This is a genomic window from Dyadobacter sp. CY326, from assembly GCF_021390515.1.
Classification (GTDB): domain Bacteria; phylum Bacteroidota; class Bacteroidia; order Cytophagales; family Spirosomataceae; genus Dyadobacter.
Window position 1 is genome coordinate 326651 of the sequence record NZ_JAJUXI010000003.1, and the last position, 18132, is coordinate 344782.

Sequence of the window (18132 nt, forward strand, 5' to 3'; positions counted from 1 at the left end):
TATCCTTTCAAAACTTAATTCGCTTCTATCATTAAATTTTACTTTCTTCCAGCTTATAACCTAAACGCGTACTTTTCCCTGTTCCCATTATGCCCTTATTACTGACATTTATTGCCATCCTGACCCTCATTGCACTCATTGCCTGGCTTAAAATCGACACATTTATATCTTTTTTACTTGTTTCCATTGGTTTAGGACTGGCAAGCGGGCTTGATGTTGAAACCGTGAGCAAAGCAATTCAAAAAGGCGTGGGTGGCACGTTGGGCGATCTGGTGCTCATCGTTGGCTTTGGTGCAATGCTCGGAAAAATGGTGGCGGACAGCGGCGCGGCGCAGAGAATAACCGACGCGCTCATCGGGCTCTTCGGGAAAAAATACATTCAGTGGGGCATGGCGCTCGCTGGTTTTGTCATCGGGATTCCATTGTTTTATAATGCTGGCTTTGTAATCGTTATCCCACTGATTTTCATGATCAGCGCCACTGCGCGTCTTCCTTTATTATATGTAGGCGTTCCCATGCTTTCCGCACTGTCGGTGGCCCACGGTTATCTCCCACCCCACCCTTCGCCTGCGGCCATTGCCAGCCAGCTGAATGCGGATCTCGGACAGACATTGTTATATGGCATCATCGTCTCCATTCCAGCCATTGCAGTTGCCGGGCCGCTTTTTGGAAGCACATTAAAGCGCTTTCAACCCAAACCAGACGAAGATCTTTTCAATGTAAAACCGCGTCCAACAGCCGAACTCCCGGGATTGGGGATCAGCGTTGTCACGGCTTTACTGCCCGTTTTTCTATTGACTTCCATGTCTGGAATTAAACGCATTTATCCTGATAACAAGATCATTGGTCTGCTTGCCGAGCCTTATTTCGGCATGTTAATCTCCGTTTTGTTTGCTGCTTATGTGCTGGGGATTCGTCGCGGCCTCAATATGAAAAATGTCAGCAAATCCATGGAAGAAGCATTCAAGGGCGTTTCTGTAATTTTGCTGATCATTGCCGGAGCCGGTGTTTTTAAAGAAATCATGACAGCCAGCGGCGTGAGCACATTCATTGCTGAAAGTCTCAAAGGCGTTAACATTTCACCATTGTTATTAAGTTGGGGAATTGCTGCAATAATCCGTGTTTGTGTAGGGTCGGCAACCGTTGCCGGACTCACAACCGTTGGCATTCTTTCACCACTTTTGGTTACGTCAGATGTATCACCCGAACTGCTTGTATTATCCATTGGATCAGGCAGTTTGATGTTTTCCCACCTGAACGACGGCGGTTTCTGGCTGTTCAAAGAATACTTCAATCTGAGCATTAAAGACACACTTTTAACCTGGTCGGTCATGGAAACAATTGTATCCGTAATGGGATTACTGGGCGTTTTAGTGCTAAATTTGTTCGTTTAGGAAGAATTTTGAATGAGTGAATGAGTGAATGAGCGGGCGCCGTTGCACTGAATGATTGAATGAGTGAATGATTGAATGAGTGAATGACTGAATGATTGAATGACTGAAATTTTTAGAAATAAACATCCAATGTTGTTTGCGGAAGTCCATATTCATTTTTTCAACAACCACCAGAAAAGTCTATCATTCAATCATCCTGGTCATTCATTCATCGCCCAGCGTGTCATCAATTATCGCCGGAGACCCGGTCTGCGCAGCGCCGCCCGCTCACTGAAATTCAGTCATTCAATCATTCAGCGCAACGGCACCAGCTCATTTAATCATTCAATCATCCAGCGCCGCAAGCACATTCACTCATTCAGCGCAACGGCGCCCGCTCATTCAATCATTCAATCATTCACTCATTCACTCATTCAAAATTAAGATGAACACTCCGGAATCAAACTTTGCTGCACTTGGCCTTAATCTTCCTCCTGCGCCAAAACCGCTTGGCGTTTACAAGCCGCTTCTAATTGTCGACAAACGCTGGGTTTACGTTTCCGGGCACGGCACTGTGCAGGACGACGGGACGCTCATTAAGGGAAGAATCGGAAAGGATATGGACGCCGATGCAGGAAAACTTGCAGCGCGTCAGGTTGGATTGACCATCTTATCAACATTAAAAGCAAACCTGGGCAGCCTGGATCGCATTAAACGTGTAATCAAAGTTTTAGGAATGGTAAATTGCACGCCGGATTTTGAAAAACACCCTTTTATTATCAACGGATGCAGCGAACTCTTCGCAAAAATCTGGGGTGAAGAAAACGGCATCGGCGTAAGAAGCGCCGTAGGAATGGGAAGCCTGCCAGACAACATTCCGGTGGAGATTGAAGTGATGTTTGAACTTGAAGAAAAATAATACACTCATTCAGCGCAGCGGCGCCCGCTCATTCACTCATTCAAAACTTCCCCCTATGTGGTTTCAACTTCGCAATCCTGAGCTTGTCATTTCTCCTTCGCTTCTGTTTTATCGTGATCGCATTGAGAATAATATCCGTGGGATGATTAAGATCGCAGGCGATGCAGATCGACTGATTCCGCACGTTAAAACGCATAAGTCTGCCGAGATTGTGAAAATGCAGCTTGCGCAAGGCATTAATAAATTCAAATGCGCCACCATTGCGGAAGCCGAAATGCTTGCAGATTCCGGCGCGAAATGGATCTTATTGTCTTATCAAATGGTGGGGCCAAACATTCAACGGCTTTTTACGCTTCGTGAAAAGTTTGTTGATGTGACTTTTGCATCATTGGTTGACAACGAAAAATCCGCCGATCAGCTGAACGAAGCTGCGATTGCCGCGGGCGTTTCTGCAAATGTTTTCCTGGATGTCAACAATGGCATGAATCGCTCTGGGCATGTCACCGACGAAACATTATTATCCTTATATCGCTACATTTCCGCATTGCCTAATGTTTCGTTTCAAGGCGTTCACGTGTATGACGGGCATTTGCGCAATCCGGAATTTACCGACCGGAAAGCGGCTGTGGATGAGGCTTATGATAAAGTTTTACCGCTTTTTGACCTGATCAAAAATCACACGGGCGCGGAACCCATGATCATTGCGGGTGGCTCGCCGTCTCTCACTGTTCATGCCATGCGTCCCAATGTTTTTCTGAGTCCGGGCACCAATGTGCTTTGGGACTGGGGTTATGGCGACCGGTTTGACGGGCAGCCATTTGAACATGCCGCATTGGTGCTGACTCGCGTTGTTTCGAAGCCTGCCGCCGGAATCGTGACCATTGATTTGGGACACAAAGCCGTTGCTGCCGAAAATCCGATTGAAAACCGTTTCAAATTGCTGAACCTGACGAATTACAAGTTAACCGGACAAAGCGAAGAGCACGGTGTTTTGGAAGTCAGTCAGGATGTGTGGGAATCGGTGCAGATCGGCGATGTGCTTTATGCGCTCCCCTTTCACATATGCCCCACCGTTGCATTGCACGACTTCGCTTCTGTTATTGATGACGGGAAAGTTGCCGACGAATGGAAGATCGTCGCGCGAAACAGACGCCTGACCATTTAAATAGTAAAATCCTAAACCTTAATAAATGTTTATTTTCGACGCCCATCTCGACCTTTCCATGAATGCTGTGGAATGGAACCGCGACCTGACCCAAGACTTGCACGCAATCCGGCAACGCGAGGCCAACCTGACCGATAAGCCCGACCGCGGCAAAGGCGTCGTGAGTTTTCCGGAAATGCGGAAAGGAAATATCGGAATGTGTGTTGCGACGCAGATTGCCCGCTTTGTAAAGCCAGACAGCAAAATTCCCGGGTGGCATTCCCAGGCACAAGCATGGGCGCAAACGCAGGCACAAATTGCTTGGTATAAAGCCATGGAAGAGGTCGGCGAAATGAAGCAAATCGTCGATTTGAAAGGTTTGCACGAACACTTGGCGCTTTGGCAAAATGCCGAATCCACAGAACATTTGCCCATCGGATATATTCTGAGCCTGGAAGGTGCGGATTCATTCATTAGTCTTAAAAACCTTGAAATCGCTTACGGATATGGGCTCCGCGCGATCGGGCCTGCACATTATGGGCCTGGCGTGTATGCATATGGGACAGATTCTGACCAGCCGCTATCGCAAAAAGGCAAGGATTTGCTTCTGGAAATGGACAAACTGGACATGATTCTGGACGCCACGCATTTATGCGACACGGCATTTTGGGAAGCGCTTGAAATCTTCAAAGGGCCAGTTTGGGCGAGTCACAACCTAGTCCGTAAAATCACCCCGCATAACAGGCAGTTTTCCGATGAAATGATCAAGGAACTGCTTGAAAGAAAGGCCGTTATCGGAATGGCGTTTGACGCCTGGATGATGGTGCCCGGCTGGGAGCGCGGCAAATCGACGCCGGAAAGCATGGGGTTGACCATCGCACACGTTGCCGAACACATTGATCACATTTGCCAACTTGCCGGAAATGCGCTTCATGTAGGCATAGGCTCGGATCTGGATGGCGCTTATGGCAAAGAACAGTCGCCTATGGATTTGGACTCGATCGCAGATTTGCAGTCGATGACCGGAATTTTGGAGAAACGTGGCTATTCTGGTCACGATATCGAGCAGATTATGTGGCGAAATTGGGTTGATTTTTTGGAAAGAAGCTGGAAATAAAATGCTGAGAAAGAATCTAATAAAATCTTAATATTATAATAAACTGAATAAGCAAAAAGCTTTGCAACTTACGTCACCGTTGCAAGGCTTTTTTTGTATCATTCATTTAAGACATTTTAACATTTCTTATTTGGAACAGTTATAAATTAAGAGCATATTTGAACAACAATGCGCTTGGGACTTTATGAGCCAGATCGCATTGCCAGTTATCCTTCATAATTTCCGAGACCATGCGTAACACATATAAAATTTCATTTCGAACCAAAATCAAGAACAATAAATCCTTTCAGAGATTGCACGATTGCCTCAAACAGCTCAATGTAAAGCACTGGGCTTATGACTTTCAGGATTTATTGCTGACACTGACGTCGGAATTATCCGATTTCAGCAAAATCCAGGCCGTCTTGCGTTCGGCTGGTTATGTTTGTCATTTTGTAAAATTGGAAAACCTGAGTGAGCCGAATGGATTGGCAATCAGCTGATCAGAATGCTCTTTCCTTTGTCAGATTCCTTTTGGCCTGCTGCATATGACGCTCGTTATGTGCGATCAGGAATTGAAAAACATCTCCTAAATTCAACTTAATAAGCTTTGTTATCGAGGTCGGAATTTTAATTGCGTTCAGGTCTTTGGTCCGGGCCTGGCGCAATCGGGAAAGTAACTCCTCCTGCTGCCTGATAAATTCTGCCACAACCTGCTCCGCATTCAATTTTGATGCAGGAATGTGTCCTTTCATCGCCTTGTATTTCTTTTTACCCGTTTGCGGGTCCATCATGTTGGTAAAATACGCGCCGATCCAGGAGCTGGAAAATGTATTCTGAGCGCTGTCAGGAGCGACTGAAAGTTTGTTTTCAATATGCGGAAGATAAAAATCACCATAACTATTAAGGTGATCCAGACATTGCGCAATGCTCCAACCTCCCGTCTCGGAAGGCCTGTTTAAAAACTCCCCGCTCTTGTTTTGAAAAAGCGCAATTGCGTCTGCAATGTGCGTTTCGACTTGATCTTCAAGTCTGTATAGCAGTTCTGATTTGTTTATCGGTTTCATCTTGTGTAAGTTTTGTAATGCAAAACTGCAAACGGCAGCGCATTAAAAGCTTGGTAAAAACCAACATTTCAAATTTTGATCTTATTCAAAAGCTTACTGAAATTCGTCGCATCGATTCCAAGGTAATTTGCAAGATATTTATGCGGAACCAATTGCAGAATGTGCGGACTGCGGCGAAGCAGATTTCTAAACTTGTCCTCCGAAGAAAAGCATTGCACTTCAACCAGCCGCTCTAAAATCCCGGAAAGCGTCTGCGTTACACCGAGGCGCACCATTTCGCTTATTTGCGGCCTTTCAGCCATCAAAGTTTGCAATTCGCTCACCGGCGCGCGCAGAAACTCGGAAGGCGTCAGCGTTTCATAATAATATCGCGACGGCTGCCCGAGCAACAGCGAATCCACGACGCCTCCAAACGAAGGCGGATACATGAAAACCAGCGTCGCTTCACGACCCTGGTCATCAAAATAATACACGCGCTGAATGCCTTTTATTACAAAATACAAATAACCCTCCGCCGCTCCCGCCGCAGTAATAACTTCCTTCCTGCCAGCTGAATATGGTTTCCAAATGGCGGCAAACATCGCCCAGTCCGCATCATTGAGGGGCTTAACGGCATTGATCAGCGAGCGGAGGGCTTTAATGTGGCCGGCATCGTTGCCTATCGATAAATTCTCTTGCACCTGGCTTAAATTACAAGGAGCAGATCTGCACGGTCACGCCCCGATGGATGAAACCATAAATTTAAGAAAATGAAAAACCTCTTCCTGGCTTCTGATGTGATTTCTGGCGGCGGAAAGATCATCACCTATCTTAATTGTGTAAGCGGTGTCGGGCAATGCGATGAACATATCCTCGTCCGTTGTGTCATCGCCGATGGCCAACACAAAATCATAATCTCCACTGTCTACAAAATCTCGTGCAGAAGTGCCTTTATTGAAAGCCGTTTTTTTCACTTCAACGACTTTGCTTCCGTCAATTACTTGTAAATTCAGCTCGGGTTGAATGTAATTTTTCAATTGCCATAACAATTCCTGCGCCCGTCTTTGCGCATATTCTTCATCCTCGGCAGTCCGGTAATGCCAGGCCAACGAGGTTTCTTTTTCTTCAACGAATGCACCCGGTGACCTTTTGGCATAAATATCCATGATTGGACGAATGCTTTCCTTCCAGTTTTCCTCGTAATTTTCGTTCAAAATCCATTTTTCGCTTCCTTTCGTGCGGACAAGCGCGCCGTGCTCGGCGATAATGTGCACGGGAAGATCTTTGAAGAGGTTGTCCAGAAAATAACGATCCCGCCCGCTGATGATGATCACCGTGTCGCGCTTCGCGATTTCCAGAATCAAACTTTTAACATCGTCCGAGACAATGGCTTTCGACGGGTCGGGCACGATGGGCGCGAGCGTTCCGTCATAATCAAAGAACAGGATCCGGTTGGTCGCGTTTTCGTAGGCTTGCCGGATTCCATCGATTCCCGTATTTGTTAAAAACACCTGTCTGAGGCGATCATGTTCTTGTTCCAGCATGGTCATTTGCGTAAAAAAGTCATTGGTCCACGCGAAAACATCATACTCACGGATACGCTCGCGCATCGCATCCATTCTCTTGGTTTGTTCTTCTTCCGGCATTTCAAACGCCTTCTTAATTGCATCTGCAATGTCTTGAATATCAAGCGGGTTGATAATAAGCGCTTCGCCAAGTTCGGCTGCGGCGCCAGCCATTTCGCTCAATATCAAAACGCCTTTCCGATCTTTCCGGCTCGCCACATATTCTTTGCAAACAAGGTTCATGCCGTCCCTAACCGGCGTAATCAGCGCAACGTCGCTGGCGGTGTACATGCCAACCAGTTCGTGGTAAGACATGGAGCGATATTGATAAATGATCGGCTGCCAGTAAATGTTGCCAAAATCCGCATTAATCCTGCCAACCGCCTGGTCAATCTCGGATTTCATCTGCTGATATTGCTCAATCGTGTCGCGGGATGGAACCACAACCATTACGAAGGAAACTTTTCCATGCCACTCGGGATAACGTTCCAAGAACCGCTGAAAGCCTCGCAACCGGTGGATAATGCCTTTGGAATAATCTAGCCTGTCGACCGAAAAAATGATTTTTTCTTTCAACGAATGCCTTGCCTCGGCCCGCGCTGCCTCCACTTCGGGTGCATAGTAAGCTTCATTAAACATTTTGAAATCAATGCTGATCGGAAACGAATCGACTTTCACGATCCGATTGCTCATATTAATGTAATGCAGCTTGTTCCCGTGCCCCGACACAAGTTGTGCGGCTTTGAGGAAATATTCAACATAATCATTGGTGTGAAATCCAACAACGTCGGCACCAAGAATGCCATCAATGATGGCCTTCCGCCAGGCAACGGGCAGCAAACGAAACAGCTCAAATGAAGGAAACGGAATGTGAAAGAAGAATCCGATCTTATTTTCAGCATGCTGTTCCCGGATCATTTGCGGCAACAGCATAAGTTGGTAATCCTGCACCCAAACTACATCTCCCGGCTGAATGATCTCATTTATTTTATCAAAAAACAAGCGGTTGGCGACCTGGTAAGCCTCAAAATAATCGTCCTCAAACCTTGCTAGCGATGGAAAATAATGACACAATGGCCAAATGAGATTGTTGCAAAAACCTTCGTAATAGTTTTCATTCACATCTTCGGGAATGAAAACCGGGTGTGCCTCAAAATCGTCATTTTCAAGCGTTTGTCCTTCCAGCTCCTCGCGTGTATTTTCAGAGAAACCAACCCATTGAATCTTCTGGGAGGACGAAAACGCTGATCCGGGCTGCTCTTTTACGAGTGAAAGCACAGCCGAAACGAGCCCTCCCGAATTCTGAAACAATTGCACCTCGTCGTTTTCCTTGACAATTTTGAAGGGTAAGCGGTAGGCTACAATGATTAATCTGCCCGAATCCTTGTTATGTTTTGAATTTTCCATAAAGCCTTAAAAAGTTAAAAAATCAATGCCCGAAATCTGCGTAGAGCATCGAAAACGAAAAATTTGATGTCGTCAGGATTTATATTAGCTTAGCGTCTGCAACCTCTTTCATCATTTTATAGGAACCGATTCGTCGAGGCCCCAGCCGATTTTTCGGCTGATGGCAAGCAAATTCAATTTGCTGTTTTCCATAAACTAATGTGATGAATGAACACAAATACAGGCATTAATGCCTTAGATTAGTCACTGACTACAATTGTGTACTCGCAGATTAATACTGTGCCACTCTTTGTTGTGGGTTGCGGGCGGTCGTCAATGGCCGCCACTTTTTTTGCCTGAATTTACTTGTATAGCATGCTATGCTTGCCCTGACCCATAATCGGCTAACTCGAAAACTTACATGAAGGGCGTATTTAACTGGTGTCTTTTTTTTACCTGCCTGTTGTCATCAGCGATTTCCAATGCTGCCGAATTCGACAATCTAATTAACAAGAGCCATCCCGAGCGTTACACGGAAATGCGCAAGTTTATCAACATGTACATTTCAGAGCCGGATTCCACTGAGTCATATAAATCCGTTGCGCGACTAAAAGCGGTCGCGATCAAGCACAACGACCGTGACTTGATATTGGAGGCAGAATTGGCGCGGATCATTCTTGACTTGAAGCTTTACCCCAAGCAAATCAAACAAAATGTCAGGAATTTGCATGGCATTATCAACAAGGCTGCAAAAGAAGGGAATATGCAGATTGTCATTCGGGCACACCACTTTCTCGCCCGTTTATATTGGTACGATACAAAAAACTACGAGCGCGCATTTGACCAATATCTCATGCTGCATCCGCTTTTGCAAAAGGTTAGCGGGAAGGAATTCCCTGAAAAGGCCTTCGTTCTGACCCAAATTGGGGAAGCCTATTATTTCTTCGCAGATTACCGAAATGCTGTTCATTACTCGCGTGAAGCCCTTACCGTGGAAGTGATTCCGGAGCAGCGCGGCGTTCACAACATTGCGCACAACACGATTGGCCTCAGTTACATTAAGCTTGGAAGGCTCGATTCCGCTGACTATTATTTTGACAAAATACTCAAAAACCTCGCCATAATCGATTACAATGTCTGGAAAGGCATTGCACAGGGCGATTTGGGATTAACAGCTTATCTGAGAGGAAATTACGAACGGGCGAAGCCGCTTTTGCAAGCCAACATTGATCAGGCCGTCATTATTTTTGACTTTGATCAGGCGGCGCGGTCGCTTACTTTGATGGCAGACATTTACATTCGTGAGGAAAAAATTCCAGAGGCTGAAAAAGCCATGTTGTATGCCAGGCAATGTGTAGTAAGGAGCCAGAATAACAAGCCGCTCGAACAGCTTTATCAGGTTTTCGGGAAAGTATATGCGGCCAAAGGAAATCTGAAATTGACAAACGTTTACCTGGATTCGGCTAATCGGATCAAGAATATTTTTGAAAAGGATTTTAACTCCATGCAAATGCTGCGCGCCAGTGAAAAAGCGCAATTGAATGCGCATCGGGCAGATATGGAACGTGTGGCGGCAGAAAGGCAGATCAAAACATTGGAACGGAATATCCTCCTTGTCCTTGTGCTGTTGCTGGGCGTAATGGCGTTGTATTTTTACAAAACTTATTATTACAAAAATCTGGAAAAACAGCGGCTCGTTAAGGATCAGCTTGAAAAGGCGGAGCAGGAACTCACTTTTGCCACCATGCAGCTTGAAGAATTCACACGAAGCATTTCTGAAAAAACGCAGCTGGTCGAAGAACTTAGCGCACGTTATGGAAGCAGTGCCAGCGATGAGACGGTTCAGGAATTGCAGAAAATCACGATCCTCACAGACGAGCAATGGGAATATTTCAGAAATCTATTTGAAAAAATCCACGTGGGTTATTTGTCCCGTCTGCGCGAGAAACTGCCTGGCCTCACGCCCGCCGAAGTTCGGTTTATGGCATTGGCCAGACTCAATCTGACTTATAAAGAAATGGCAAGCACGCTCGGAATTTCTGTTCAAAGTGTGCGCGTGATCCGGCATCGGATTCGTAAAAAGCTCAACCTTCCCGAAGAAGCTGACCTGAAAGATGTTATCTCCACAATTTAGATTTCAACGACCGCATTTTTAATGGCCGATTAACTCGCAGTTAATCAAGATGTTTCAAATTGGAATGTTTTTGGAATGCCCCAAATCTCTGGGTTAACAAAGCTATTTCTACATTTGAATCGTCTGAAGTTTTTTTTCCAAAATCATGCGAACCGCCAAGTCCAGGTATTTCTTTTTGCAATCTTTAATCCTCGGTCTTTTATTAATCCTGTCCGTTTGCAGATGGCACAGTGGCCAAAGCGCCCAGGCACAAAAAAAGATCAGGCTTACACAAGTTATGTCACAGCAGTTAAGCGCACGTTAACCCCCCGGCTCATACTGACTATTTTCTGCTTTAACCTCCGGGCAGATTCCTAAACACCCGATTGAAAGCAAATGCCCTGAGCGATCTTGCTCAGGGCATTTTTAATTTTAAAATAACATTGATTCAATTTTGTAAGCCAAATGCTCGGAACAAGCGCTCAATGCAACATGGGCTCCAATGCAAGCTCTTCATCTTCAACATGCGCAATGGACGGAGGCAGAAGCTTGTACATCACCGGCGTAACCAGTCGCGAGAGCAATGTTGAACTGATCAATCCGCCAATTAAAACGAGCGCGAGCGGCGAATAAAGTGCGCTATATTCAATCACAAGCGGGATCAAGCCGCCGATGGCCGTCATCGAAGTAAGCAGGATCGGCACAAAACGGATTTCTCCCGCTTCAATGATCGCTTCTTCAATGCCCGTTCCCTGCGCCCTCAGCTGATTGGTAAAATCAACAACCAAAAGCGAGTTTTTAACCTCAATCCCGACCAATGCGATGAAGCCGATCGTGGCTGTAAAAGAGAGCGTTTCGCCAGTAAGGAAAAGCATTGCCAAGCCACCAACGATGCCCAAAGGAATCACTGAAAGCACAATCAGGATGCTTTTGAATGTTTTAAATTCCAAAATCAGCACGCCAAGAAACCCGAAAACAGTGACCAAAATAATTAACCCCAGTCCGCCAAAACTCTCCTGCTGACTTTCCTTTTCTCCGGCGACAGTAAATGTCTGGCCTTTTTCAAATTTAAATTGCCCAAGCTTCGCGGTAATTTCCTCATTCAAGCGTTGCACATTATAGCTGGGCTTAACGAATGACGAAACGGTCACATAACGATCCTTGTCATAATGTCTGATCTGATTTGGAGAGCTTTCGAACGCGATCGTCGCCACATTTTTGAGTGGAATGTTCGCTCCTGAGGCAGCAGTGACATATAATTTGTCAAAAACACCATAATCCTGAATGGCTGCATCTCGGGAAACAGACACATTCACATTGTAGTTATCCGCTTTTCCAACGTCCTCCCGGTAAGTTGCAACATTCAATCCCGCAGCGCCAAGCCGCACTGTCCGGTCGATGTCGGCAGAAGAAATGCCTAATGTGCCTGCTTTTTCTTTATTAATGTTCACTTTCAGGTCCGTCGGCTGCACCAGCAGCGGGTTGTTGACATAAATGGTTCCTTCGGTTTTGCTCAGCAAGTCCGCGACACGGAATGCAGTTTTACGCAGATCAGTCAAATTTTCGCCGTAAATGCGGTAAGCAAGCGGCGCTTCAATCAATGGGCCTTGTTCGAAGTCTTTGACCTTTATTTCAGCGCCCGGATAGCGTTCCAATTTTTTCCGCAACCGCTCGATCACTTCTACTTTTTCTTCCGTTTCCAAACCTTCCACCTGCACAAAAATCTCGGCAAAGTTCTCACTTTCATTGCGTTGGATCACATTGTAATAAACCCGGGGATTCCCCTTGCCAACATTGGTTGCAAATGAAGTAATGAGCGGCTCCTGCTTCAAAATGCCTTCCACATAGCGTGTTACCTGATTCGTTTTTTTCAAATTCGTCCCCTGCGGCGTTTCAATGTCGATCAAAAACATTGGTTTTTCAGACTTGGGAAACAAACTATTGCCAATTAACGGAACCAGCGCCAGCGAACCCGCAAATATCAATCCCCCCAAGATCAATGTCGTGGCCGGCCATTTAAGCGCTTTGTCCAAAACACTTCCGTATGTCTTGTGAATGCCTTTTTTCATTCCTCTCAACAAGAAATTTCCCTCAGCACTCGCATGCGGCTTCAAAATAACACTCGATAAAAACGGAACGATTGTCAGCGAGACAAGCATGGATGCAAAAACGGTCGTGATCACCGAAAGTGGCAAACTTCTGATAAAATCTCCGGCTCCTTCCGGCAGAAAAACGAGGGGTAGAAATGCGAAGATCAGCAGGATTGTGCAGCCAACAACCGCCATGCCAATTTGTGAAGAAGCTTTCACGGCCGCCTCCACCCTGTTGTAGCCAAGCCGCAAATAACGCTCAATGTTTTCAACGACAACAATGCTGTCATCGACTAAAATTCCGAGCGCAACGATCATTCCGACAATGCTAAGCTGATTAATGTTGTAACCCAGCAAATTCATGATCGTAAGGCCAATGCTGAGCGAAAGCGGAATCGAAATCATCACGACGAGTGACGCGCGCGTTCCCAGGGGGAGCAGCGTGAGCAGCACGAGCAATATCGCAATGCCAAAATCCCTAGCAAAATGCGATAAGCGCAGGTCCACGCTTTTGGCCTGATCAAAGACTTTTACCAGATCAATGTTTGCGGGAAGTTCTTTTTCAAACTTTTCAACAATTGGCAAAACCTTGTCCTGAACAGCGATAATGTTCTCTCCTTCTTTTTGACTCACATTCACAAAACTGCAACGAAAGCCGTTAAGCCGCGTAATGTGCGTTTCATCTTCATAACCCAGCTTCACATCTGCAACATCTTTCAGGTAGACAACCTTTCCGCCCGAAGTTGACACGATTGTGTTTGCCACCTCATCCAATGTCCGGTAATTACCGCTCGTTTTAATGTTCAGCTTCTTCGTCGCCATGCTGATGCTCCCGCCGGGAATGTTGACATTCTCGCTTTGCAAAGCACTGATAACCTGATTCTGAGTCAATTTTTGCTGAGCGATCTTTTGCAAATTCAGGCTCACGTTCACCTGACGCTCGGGAAAGCCCGAATATTCGACCTTTTTCAGTGATTTGATTTTTTCCAGACGCTCTTTGAAGTCCTTGGAATACTTTTTCAACTGCGCATAGGACGCGTTTTCACTGATCAGCGCATATTGATAAATGCTGACGTCCGAAGGAATTTGCTTGTTAATGCGAATGTCACTGATGTCCGCAGGCAAATTGCTTCTCAGACTGTTAATCTCGCGAACAAGTTCCTGATATTTATCGTCCGGATCGCTGCTGTATTTGTATTGCACCTGCATCACCGCCAGCCCATCGCGAACGTCTGTAATTACGTGTTTCATGTCGTCGAGTTCATTAATTTTCTTTTCCATCGGATCGACGACAAGCTGTTCCACATCCTTAGGACTTGCACCTGGATACACAATCACGACCGTAAATTGCGGCGGGTGAATGTCCGGGTCTTCGCTTCGCGGCATCGAAATCAGTGAGTAAATGCCCAATGCTAACACTGCTAGAAATATTACCAGGGTAAATTGGTAATTCTTAACAGCAAATTCAGGTAATTTCATAACGAGAATGTTTGAATGTTACTGGACAATTTTAATTGCTGAACCATCTGCCAGATAGGCTGAGCCTTCCCGGATAATCTGCGCTCCCGCGTCGACACCCGTCCGAATGAATGCTTTCTCACCTTCCAAAAAAGCGATCTTAACCTGCTTCTTCACGGCCTTGCCGCCATCGGCGACGAAGACGAATGCGCTATCACTTTCTCCTTCGATCAATGCATCCACTGGAATGGAAATTAGGTTTGTTTTCTCTTTTGGATAAATGCTGACCTTCGCGAAAAGTCCCGTTGCAAGCTTTGCAGGCTGCTTTTCAATCCTGATCTCGGCCTGATACAAACCCGAAGTGGCGTCGCTTCCCTGGGATAATGAGGACACACTTCCTGAAAAAGTCTGTGGATAGGCGTCGAATGTGATTTCCGCCTTTTCACCACCCTTTAACCGCGTCCAATCTTTGTCAGTCAAGCCGCATTTGATCACCCAATCCTTGTTATTGGTGCTGCTAAGAAATAAAATCGGCGCGCCGCCTTGCACTTGCTCGCCTGCATTTTGCAATTTCCTGATCACCACACCATCGGAATTCGCGTAAATTTTCGACTGCGACAGATTAAAGCGCACAATCTCCAATTGCTTTTCTGCCACATTCAATGATGTAAGGCTATTTTCCAATTGTTCCTTCGTATTCACGCTGTCGCGATACAAGTTTTGTGTTCGTTGCGCGTCCCGTTTGGCTTTGAGAAAGTTCTCCTCGGCCTGGGCCATTTGTGCTGCGATTTCGGTTGTGTTCAGTGTTGCGAGCAATTGGCCATTCCGCACTTTGTCGCCTTCTTTTACCAAAATTTCCCTGATAATTCCGCCCACTTTGAATGAGAGCTGCGCTTCGTTTTCTGAACCCATTAATCCGGACGTTTCAATGGGTTGCGACTGGCTGAGTGCCGCGGAGCTGATGATCTTGACAGGGATCGTGCTGTCCGTTTCTTCGACTTTCTTAGCCTCCTTGCAGCTTGCAAACACGAGCGCCGCGGAAGCGATAATGACGATTATGCCTGGTTTTATGCGTTTTTTCATGACAGTTAATTTGAAAATGGATAGCTGGCTTGTGCGCGTTCCAGTTCAGCGGAACGACTTTGCATATTCATATAAGCGATGCTTTGTTGCAACTGATCGCTCACAAGTCGATTTTGTGCATCAAGTAATTCAATGTAAAGGAGTTGCCCTTCCCGGTAAAGCTTCTGCTGGTCCTGGTAATATTGTTCCGAGAGCGCCGTCTGGCTCCGGGAGGCCTGGTAAATTTTGATCGAAGCATTCAATTTGTTAGACGCAGTCTGCGATTGCAGCTCCAATTGCTGCTCCACCTGGCTAATCTGCTCCCCGGTCACTTTACCGTCCAATTGCGCTTGTGTGGTCCTGTATTGCACCCGATTTCCCGCGAACACACGCCAGTCCAGCGTGAGTCCAAACAAATAATATCGTGTGTCATTATTGAAATTAAGGAAATCTCCTTGCGAACCCAAGTCTATAAACGTTGCAAGCTTCGGCAGTGACGAAGCCTTTTCCAGCTGGCCTGACAACACATTGATTTTTGAAAGCGATTCAAGTTTCACCAACTCCTCGCGCCGCACCGAGGCAACTGCCAATGCGTTCGGCTCCGTTTGCGGCGCTGCTTGGAAGTCGATCTGCGTATCCAGCGGACTGTTCAGCAGGAAGTTGAAATATGCAGCTGCGCTTTTGGATTGATATTTTACCTCTTCCAATCTCGCTTCCAATCCGATCAGCTCGTTCTCGGAACGGCTCACCACGGTCCGGATCGCTTTGTCATTGCTCACAAGCACCCGGTTAAAGCGGAGATTTTCACGAGCCAGCGCCACTGCACTTTCCAGAATCCGAACGGCCTCTTGGGATTGGAGATATGCAAAATAACTGAGCTTGATCTCCTTAACCAATTCCCGCCTATAAACATCATAATCAGCTTGTTGCAAGTTGATCTGCTCTTTCCTGATCTTCGTGTTGAAGCCTATTTCAGGATTGTAAAGCGGCAGTGAAGTCCTGAATTTCGCGTCGTAATAGTTGTTTGGATTGAATGTCTGGTTCACATTCTCAACCTGCGGAAATGCCGTCGAATGGGTCAGCTGGTTTAGCGACGAATAGACCGGATTAAGCAAATGCCCGATCGGAATGCTGATCTTCCGTCCCCCTCGCGAGTCCAGATAAGATGTGTTAAAGTTAACTTCCGGCAAGAAATAGCTTTTCGCTTCTTTCAGCGCATACAAACTTTTTTGCAATAAAAAATCCTGCTGGCGCAGTCCCTGATTGTTTTTCAAACCTTGTGCGATATAGGCTTCCAGAACTTTGTCTTGTGCTCGAAGTGGTTGGGCCAGCATTGCTAACACAGCAAATAACGCGATTTGCCGTCGCAAACGTAGAATCCGTCTATTCATATAAATGACGTTTATTTAGTAAACACTGTTTATTCATGGTCAAATTTTTTTAGGCTTTGAGACTCGCAAGAAAAAAGTTTAGGGAGCTCTCCATCATGCTCAACATCACATCGTCCGGCATTCCCATTACGCATAGTCGCTCACGCACATGCAGGGAAACAACGCCATGTCCGAAAGACCACACGGCAATGGACAACACGTATTTATCCGCAGGCCTGATCAGCTTCCTTTCCAGACAGGCATCAATGGTTTGCAACAAATATTCAAAAGCACAATTACCAGCATTCCACTTCTCTTCCGATTTGATCTGAGAAAGCGGCGCACGCATGATGAACATCAAATCGTAGTAATCCGGGTTTTCCATCGCAAAACGCACATAGGTTTTGCACACGGCAATAAGTCTTTCGTATGGATTTTCGATCACATCGTGCTTACGAAACTGTTTGTCCAGAATCGCAAAGGCATTTTCATGGATCACATAAAAAATCTCGTCCTTGTCCTTGAAATAAAGATATATGGTGGCGGGGCTGTATTCAATGTCCTCCGCAATGTTTCGTATCGACGTTTTGTCATAGCCTTGTTTCAAAAACAGCTGGGTCGCCGAATCAATGATAAGATTTCTCATATCAGCCTTTTCCCGCTCTTTTCGCTCTTTAATTGCCATGTCAAATCGTTTTCGATGTAAATATAATAAACACTGTTTAGTAAAAGCGTTTTTATCGATAAAAATATTTTTAAAAAGAAAAATCCTGCTGACATACGGCTGTCATCAGGCCGCTGTTCCTTTGTCATGTTCAATAACAAAATCACTAAAAACCTTTGACAAATGGAAGCTAACAGCCTTGAAACCAAAGAAGTTGCACAATCACCAACATTGCTGTCGACAGACGCTTTGCTCGAACACTGGCAAGGACATCGCAAACTGACGCGCCGGGTTATCGAAGCATTTCCGGAAGATCAGTTCTACACCTTTTCAATCGGCGGCATGCGCACATTCGCACAGCTGACCATGGAAATCGTCGGTCTGGCTGCTCCCGGCATCCGCGGCATCACTTATGGAGACTGGACATTTTCCGAGCCGGTCCTGGACCATTCGACGCCTGCTCCCACAACTAAGCAGGAAGTGCTCAACCTTTGGGATTTGGTAACTGAGTACATCGAGACGCTTTGGCCACAAATCGATCCCAATCGGTTTTACGAAACAGAAGCGGCATTCGGAATGTACGAAAACACCATTCTAAACACATTGCTATATCTGATAGACAACGAAATTCACCACCGTGCACAAGGTTATGTTTACTTGCGCGCATTGGGTGTGGAGCCGCCAGCATTCTGGGATCGGTAACATTGTAATCTATTAGCCATTCAAGATAAACGGCCTCTCATCAAGGCCGTTTATCATTTCACGATCATGAAAGATGCGTATGTTAGGAATGGTTTTGGTACAAAACCTTAATCAGATTACATTTATCTTTTAATTGATAACACT

The 18132-nt window shown here is 45.9% G+C and carries 14 protein-coding genes; 7 read left to right on the forward strand and 7 right to left on the reverse strand.

Going from position 1 to position 18132, the window contains the following annotated elements:
* The first annotated feature begins 89 nt into the window (after positions 1 to 89).
* The 5 genes from LZG73_RS05760 to LZG73_RS05780 all read left to right on the forward strand — a co-directional run bounded on the left by LZG73_RS05760 (position 90) and on the right by LZG73_RS05780 (position 5035).
* Positions 90 to 1394 (forward strand): gluconate:H+ symporter, encoded by a 1305-nt coding sequence (locus LZG73_RS05760; RefSeq protein ID WP_233846812.1) that lies wholly within the window; start codon positions 90 to 92, stop codon positions 1392 to 1394.
* A gap of 424 nt (positions 1395 to 1818) precedes the next feature.
* Positions 1819 to 2292, forward strand: a complete 474-nt coding sequence (locus LZG73_RS05765; RefSeq protein WP_233846813.1) for a RidA family protein — start codon at positions 1819 to 1821, stop codon at positions 2290 to 2292.
* 55 nt (positions 2293 to 2347) lie between these two features.
* Complete coding sequence (locus tag LZG73_RS05770) at positions 2348 to 3457, forward strand: D-TA family PLP-dependent enzyme (protein ID WP_233846815.1); 1110 nt, start codon at positions 2348 to 2350, stop codon at positions 3455 to 3457.
* A 25-nt stretch (positions 3458 to 3482) separates the two neighbouring features.
* Positions 3483 to 4553, forward strand: a complete 1071-nt coding sequence (locus tag LZG73_RS05775; RefSeq protein WP_233846817.1) for a dipeptidase — start codon at positions 3483 to 3485, stop codon at positions 4551 to 4553.
* A 230-nt stretch (positions 4554 to 4783) separates the two neighbouring features.
* Entirely contained in the window at positions 4784 to 5035 is a 252-nt protein-coding gene (locus tag LZG73_RS05780) for a hypothetical protein (protein ID WP_233846819.1), read from the forward strand.
* Here LZG73_RS05780 and LZG73_RS05785 read toward each other — a convergent pair whose 3' ends face one another.
* From LZG73_RS05785 to LZG73_RS05795, 3 genes are all read right to left on the reverse strand, one after another.
* Complete coding sequence (locus LZG73_RS05785; RefSeq protein WP_233846820.1) at positions 5036 to 5599, reverse strand: DinB family protein; 564 nt, start codon at positions 5597 to 5599, stop codon at positions 5036 to 5038. It abuts the gene before it with no gap.
* A gap of 68 nt (positions 5600 to 5667) precedes the next feature.
* On the reverse strand, positions 5668 to 6180 hold the full coding sequence (locus tag LZG73_RS05790; RefSeq protein WP_310588391.1) for a Crp/Fnr family transcriptional regulator: 513 nt from the start codon (positions 6178 to 6180) through the stop codon (positions 5668 to 5670).
* Positions 6181 to 6312: 132 nt separating this feature from the next.
* Complete coding sequence (locus LZG73_RS05795) at positions 6313 to 8550, reverse strand: bifunctional alpha,alpha-trehalose-phosphate synthase (UDP-forming)/trehalose-phosphatase (RefSeq protein WP_233846822.1); 2238 nt, start codon at positions 8548 to 8550, stop codon at positions 6313 to 6315.
* A gap of 400 nt (positions 8551 to 8950) precedes the next feature.
* Here LZG73_RS05795 and LZG73_RS05800 point away from each other — a divergent pair, with 400 nt between their 5' ends.
* Positions 8951 to 10663 (forward strand): hypothetical protein, encoded by a 1713-nt coding sequence (locus LZG73_RS05800; RefSeq protein ID WP_233846823.1) that lies wholly within the window; start codon positions 8951 to 8953, stop codon positions 10661 to 10663.
* Positions 10664 to 11124: 461 nt separating this feature from the next.
* Here LZG73_RS05800 and LZG73_RS05805 read toward each other — a convergent pair whose 3' ends face one another.
* Genes LZG73_RS05805 through LZG73_RS05820 form a run of 4 tightly spaced genes read right to left on the reverse strand, consistent with a single transcriptional unit; the run spans position 11125 to position 17307 of the window.
* Positions 11125 to 14211 carry an efflux RND transporter permease subunit gene (locus LZG73_RS05805; RefSeq protein WP_233846824.1) on the reverse strand — a complete coding sequence of 1029 codons (3087 nt, stop codon included), beginning with the start codon at positions 14209 to 14211 and terminating at the stop codon, positions 11125 to 11127.
* Positions 14212 to 14229: 18 nt separating this feature from the next.
* Entirely contained in the window at positions 14230 to 15273 is a 1044-nt protein-coding gene (locus LZG73_RS05810) for an efflux RND transporter periplasmic adaptor subunit (protein WP_233846825.1), read from the reverse strand.
* Between the two features lie 5 nt (positions 15274 to 15278).
* On the reverse strand, positions 15279 to 16643 hold the full coding sequence (locus tag LZG73_RS05815; RefSeq protein WP_233846826.1) for a TolC family protein: 1365 nt from the start codon (positions 16641 to 16643) through the stop codon (positions 15279 to 15281).
* Positions 16644 to 16692: 49 nt separating this feature from the next.
* Positions 16693 to 17307 carry a TetR/AcrR family transcriptional regulator gene (locus tag LZG73_RS05820; protein WP_233846828.1) on the reverse strand — a complete coding sequence of 205 codons (615 nt, stop codon included), beginning with the start codon at positions 17305 to 17307 and terminating at the stop codon, positions 16693 to 16695.
* A 162-nt stretch (positions 17308 to 17469) separates the two neighbouring features.
* Here LZG73_RS05820 and LZG73_RS05825 point away from each other — a divergent pair, with 162 nt between their 5' ends.
* Positions 17470 to 17988 (forward strand): DinB family protein, encoded by a 519-nt coding sequence (locus LZG73_RS05825; RefSeq protein ID WP_233846830.1) that lies wholly within the window; start codon positions 17470 to 17472, stop codon positions 17986 to 17988.
* Positions 17989 to 18132 lie beyond the last annotated feature (144 nt).

Excerpts from the sequence above, each read along its gene's own strand:
- LZG73_RS05770 (WP_233846815.1), top strand. The coding sequence starts at position 2,348 with ATGTGGTTTCAACTTCGCAATCCTGAGCTTGTCATTTCTCCTTCGCTT.
- LZG73_RS05800 (WP_233846823.1), top strand. The coding sequence starts at position 8,951 with ATGAAGGGCGTATTTAACTGGTGTCTTTTTTTTACCTGCCTGTTGTCA.
- LZG73_RS05785 (WP_233846820.1), bottom strand. The coding sequence starts at position 5,599 with ATGAAACCGATAAACAAATCAGAACTGCTATACAGACTTGAAGATCAA.
- LZG73_RS05810 (WP_233846825.1), bottom strand. The coding sequence starts at position 15,273 with ATGAAAAAACGCATAAAACCAGGCATAATCGTCATTATCGCTTCCGCG.
- LZG73_RS05805 (WP_233846824.1), bottom strand. The coding sequence starts at position 14,211 with ATGAAATTACCTGAATTTGCTGTTAAGAATTACCAATTTACCCTGGTA.
- LZG73_RS05765 (WP_233846813.1), top strand. The coding sequence starts at position 1,819 with ATGAACACTCCGGAATCAAACTTTGCTGCACTTGGCCTTAATCTTCCT.
- LZG73_RS05760 (WP_233846812.1), top strand. The coding sequence starts at position 90 with ATGCCCTTATTACTGACATTTATTGCCATCCTGACCCTCATTGCACTC.
- LZG73_RS05795 (WP_233846822.1), bottom strand. The coding sequence starts at position 8,550 with ATGGAAAATTCAAAACATAACAAGGATTCGGGCAGATTAATCATTGTA.
- LZG73_RS05820 (WP_233846828.1), bottom strand. The coding sequence starts at position 17,307 with ATGGCAATTAAAGAGCGAAAAGAGCGGGAAAAGGCTGATATGAGAAAT.
- LZG73_RS05825 (WP_233846830.1), top strand. The coding sequence starts at position 17,470 with ATGGAAGCTAACAGCCTTGAAACCAAAGAAGTTGCACAATCACCAACA.
- LZG73_RS05780 (WP_233846819.1), top strand. The coding sequence starts at position 4,784 with ATGCGTAACACATATAAAATTTCATTTCGAACCAAAATCAAGAACAAT.
- LZG73_RS05815 (WP_233846826.1), bottom strand. The coding sequence starts at position 16,643 with ATGAATAGACGGATTCTACGTTTGCGACGGCAAATCGCGTTATTTGCT.
- LZG73_RS05790 (WP_310588391.1), bottom strand. The coding sequence starts at position 6,180 with ATGTTTGCCGCCATTTGGAAACCATATTCAGCTGGCAGGAAGGAAGTT.
- LZG73_RS05775 (WP_233846817.1), top strand. The coding sequence starts at position 3,483 with ATGTTTATTTTCGACGCCCATCTCGACCTTTCCATGAATGCTGTGGAA.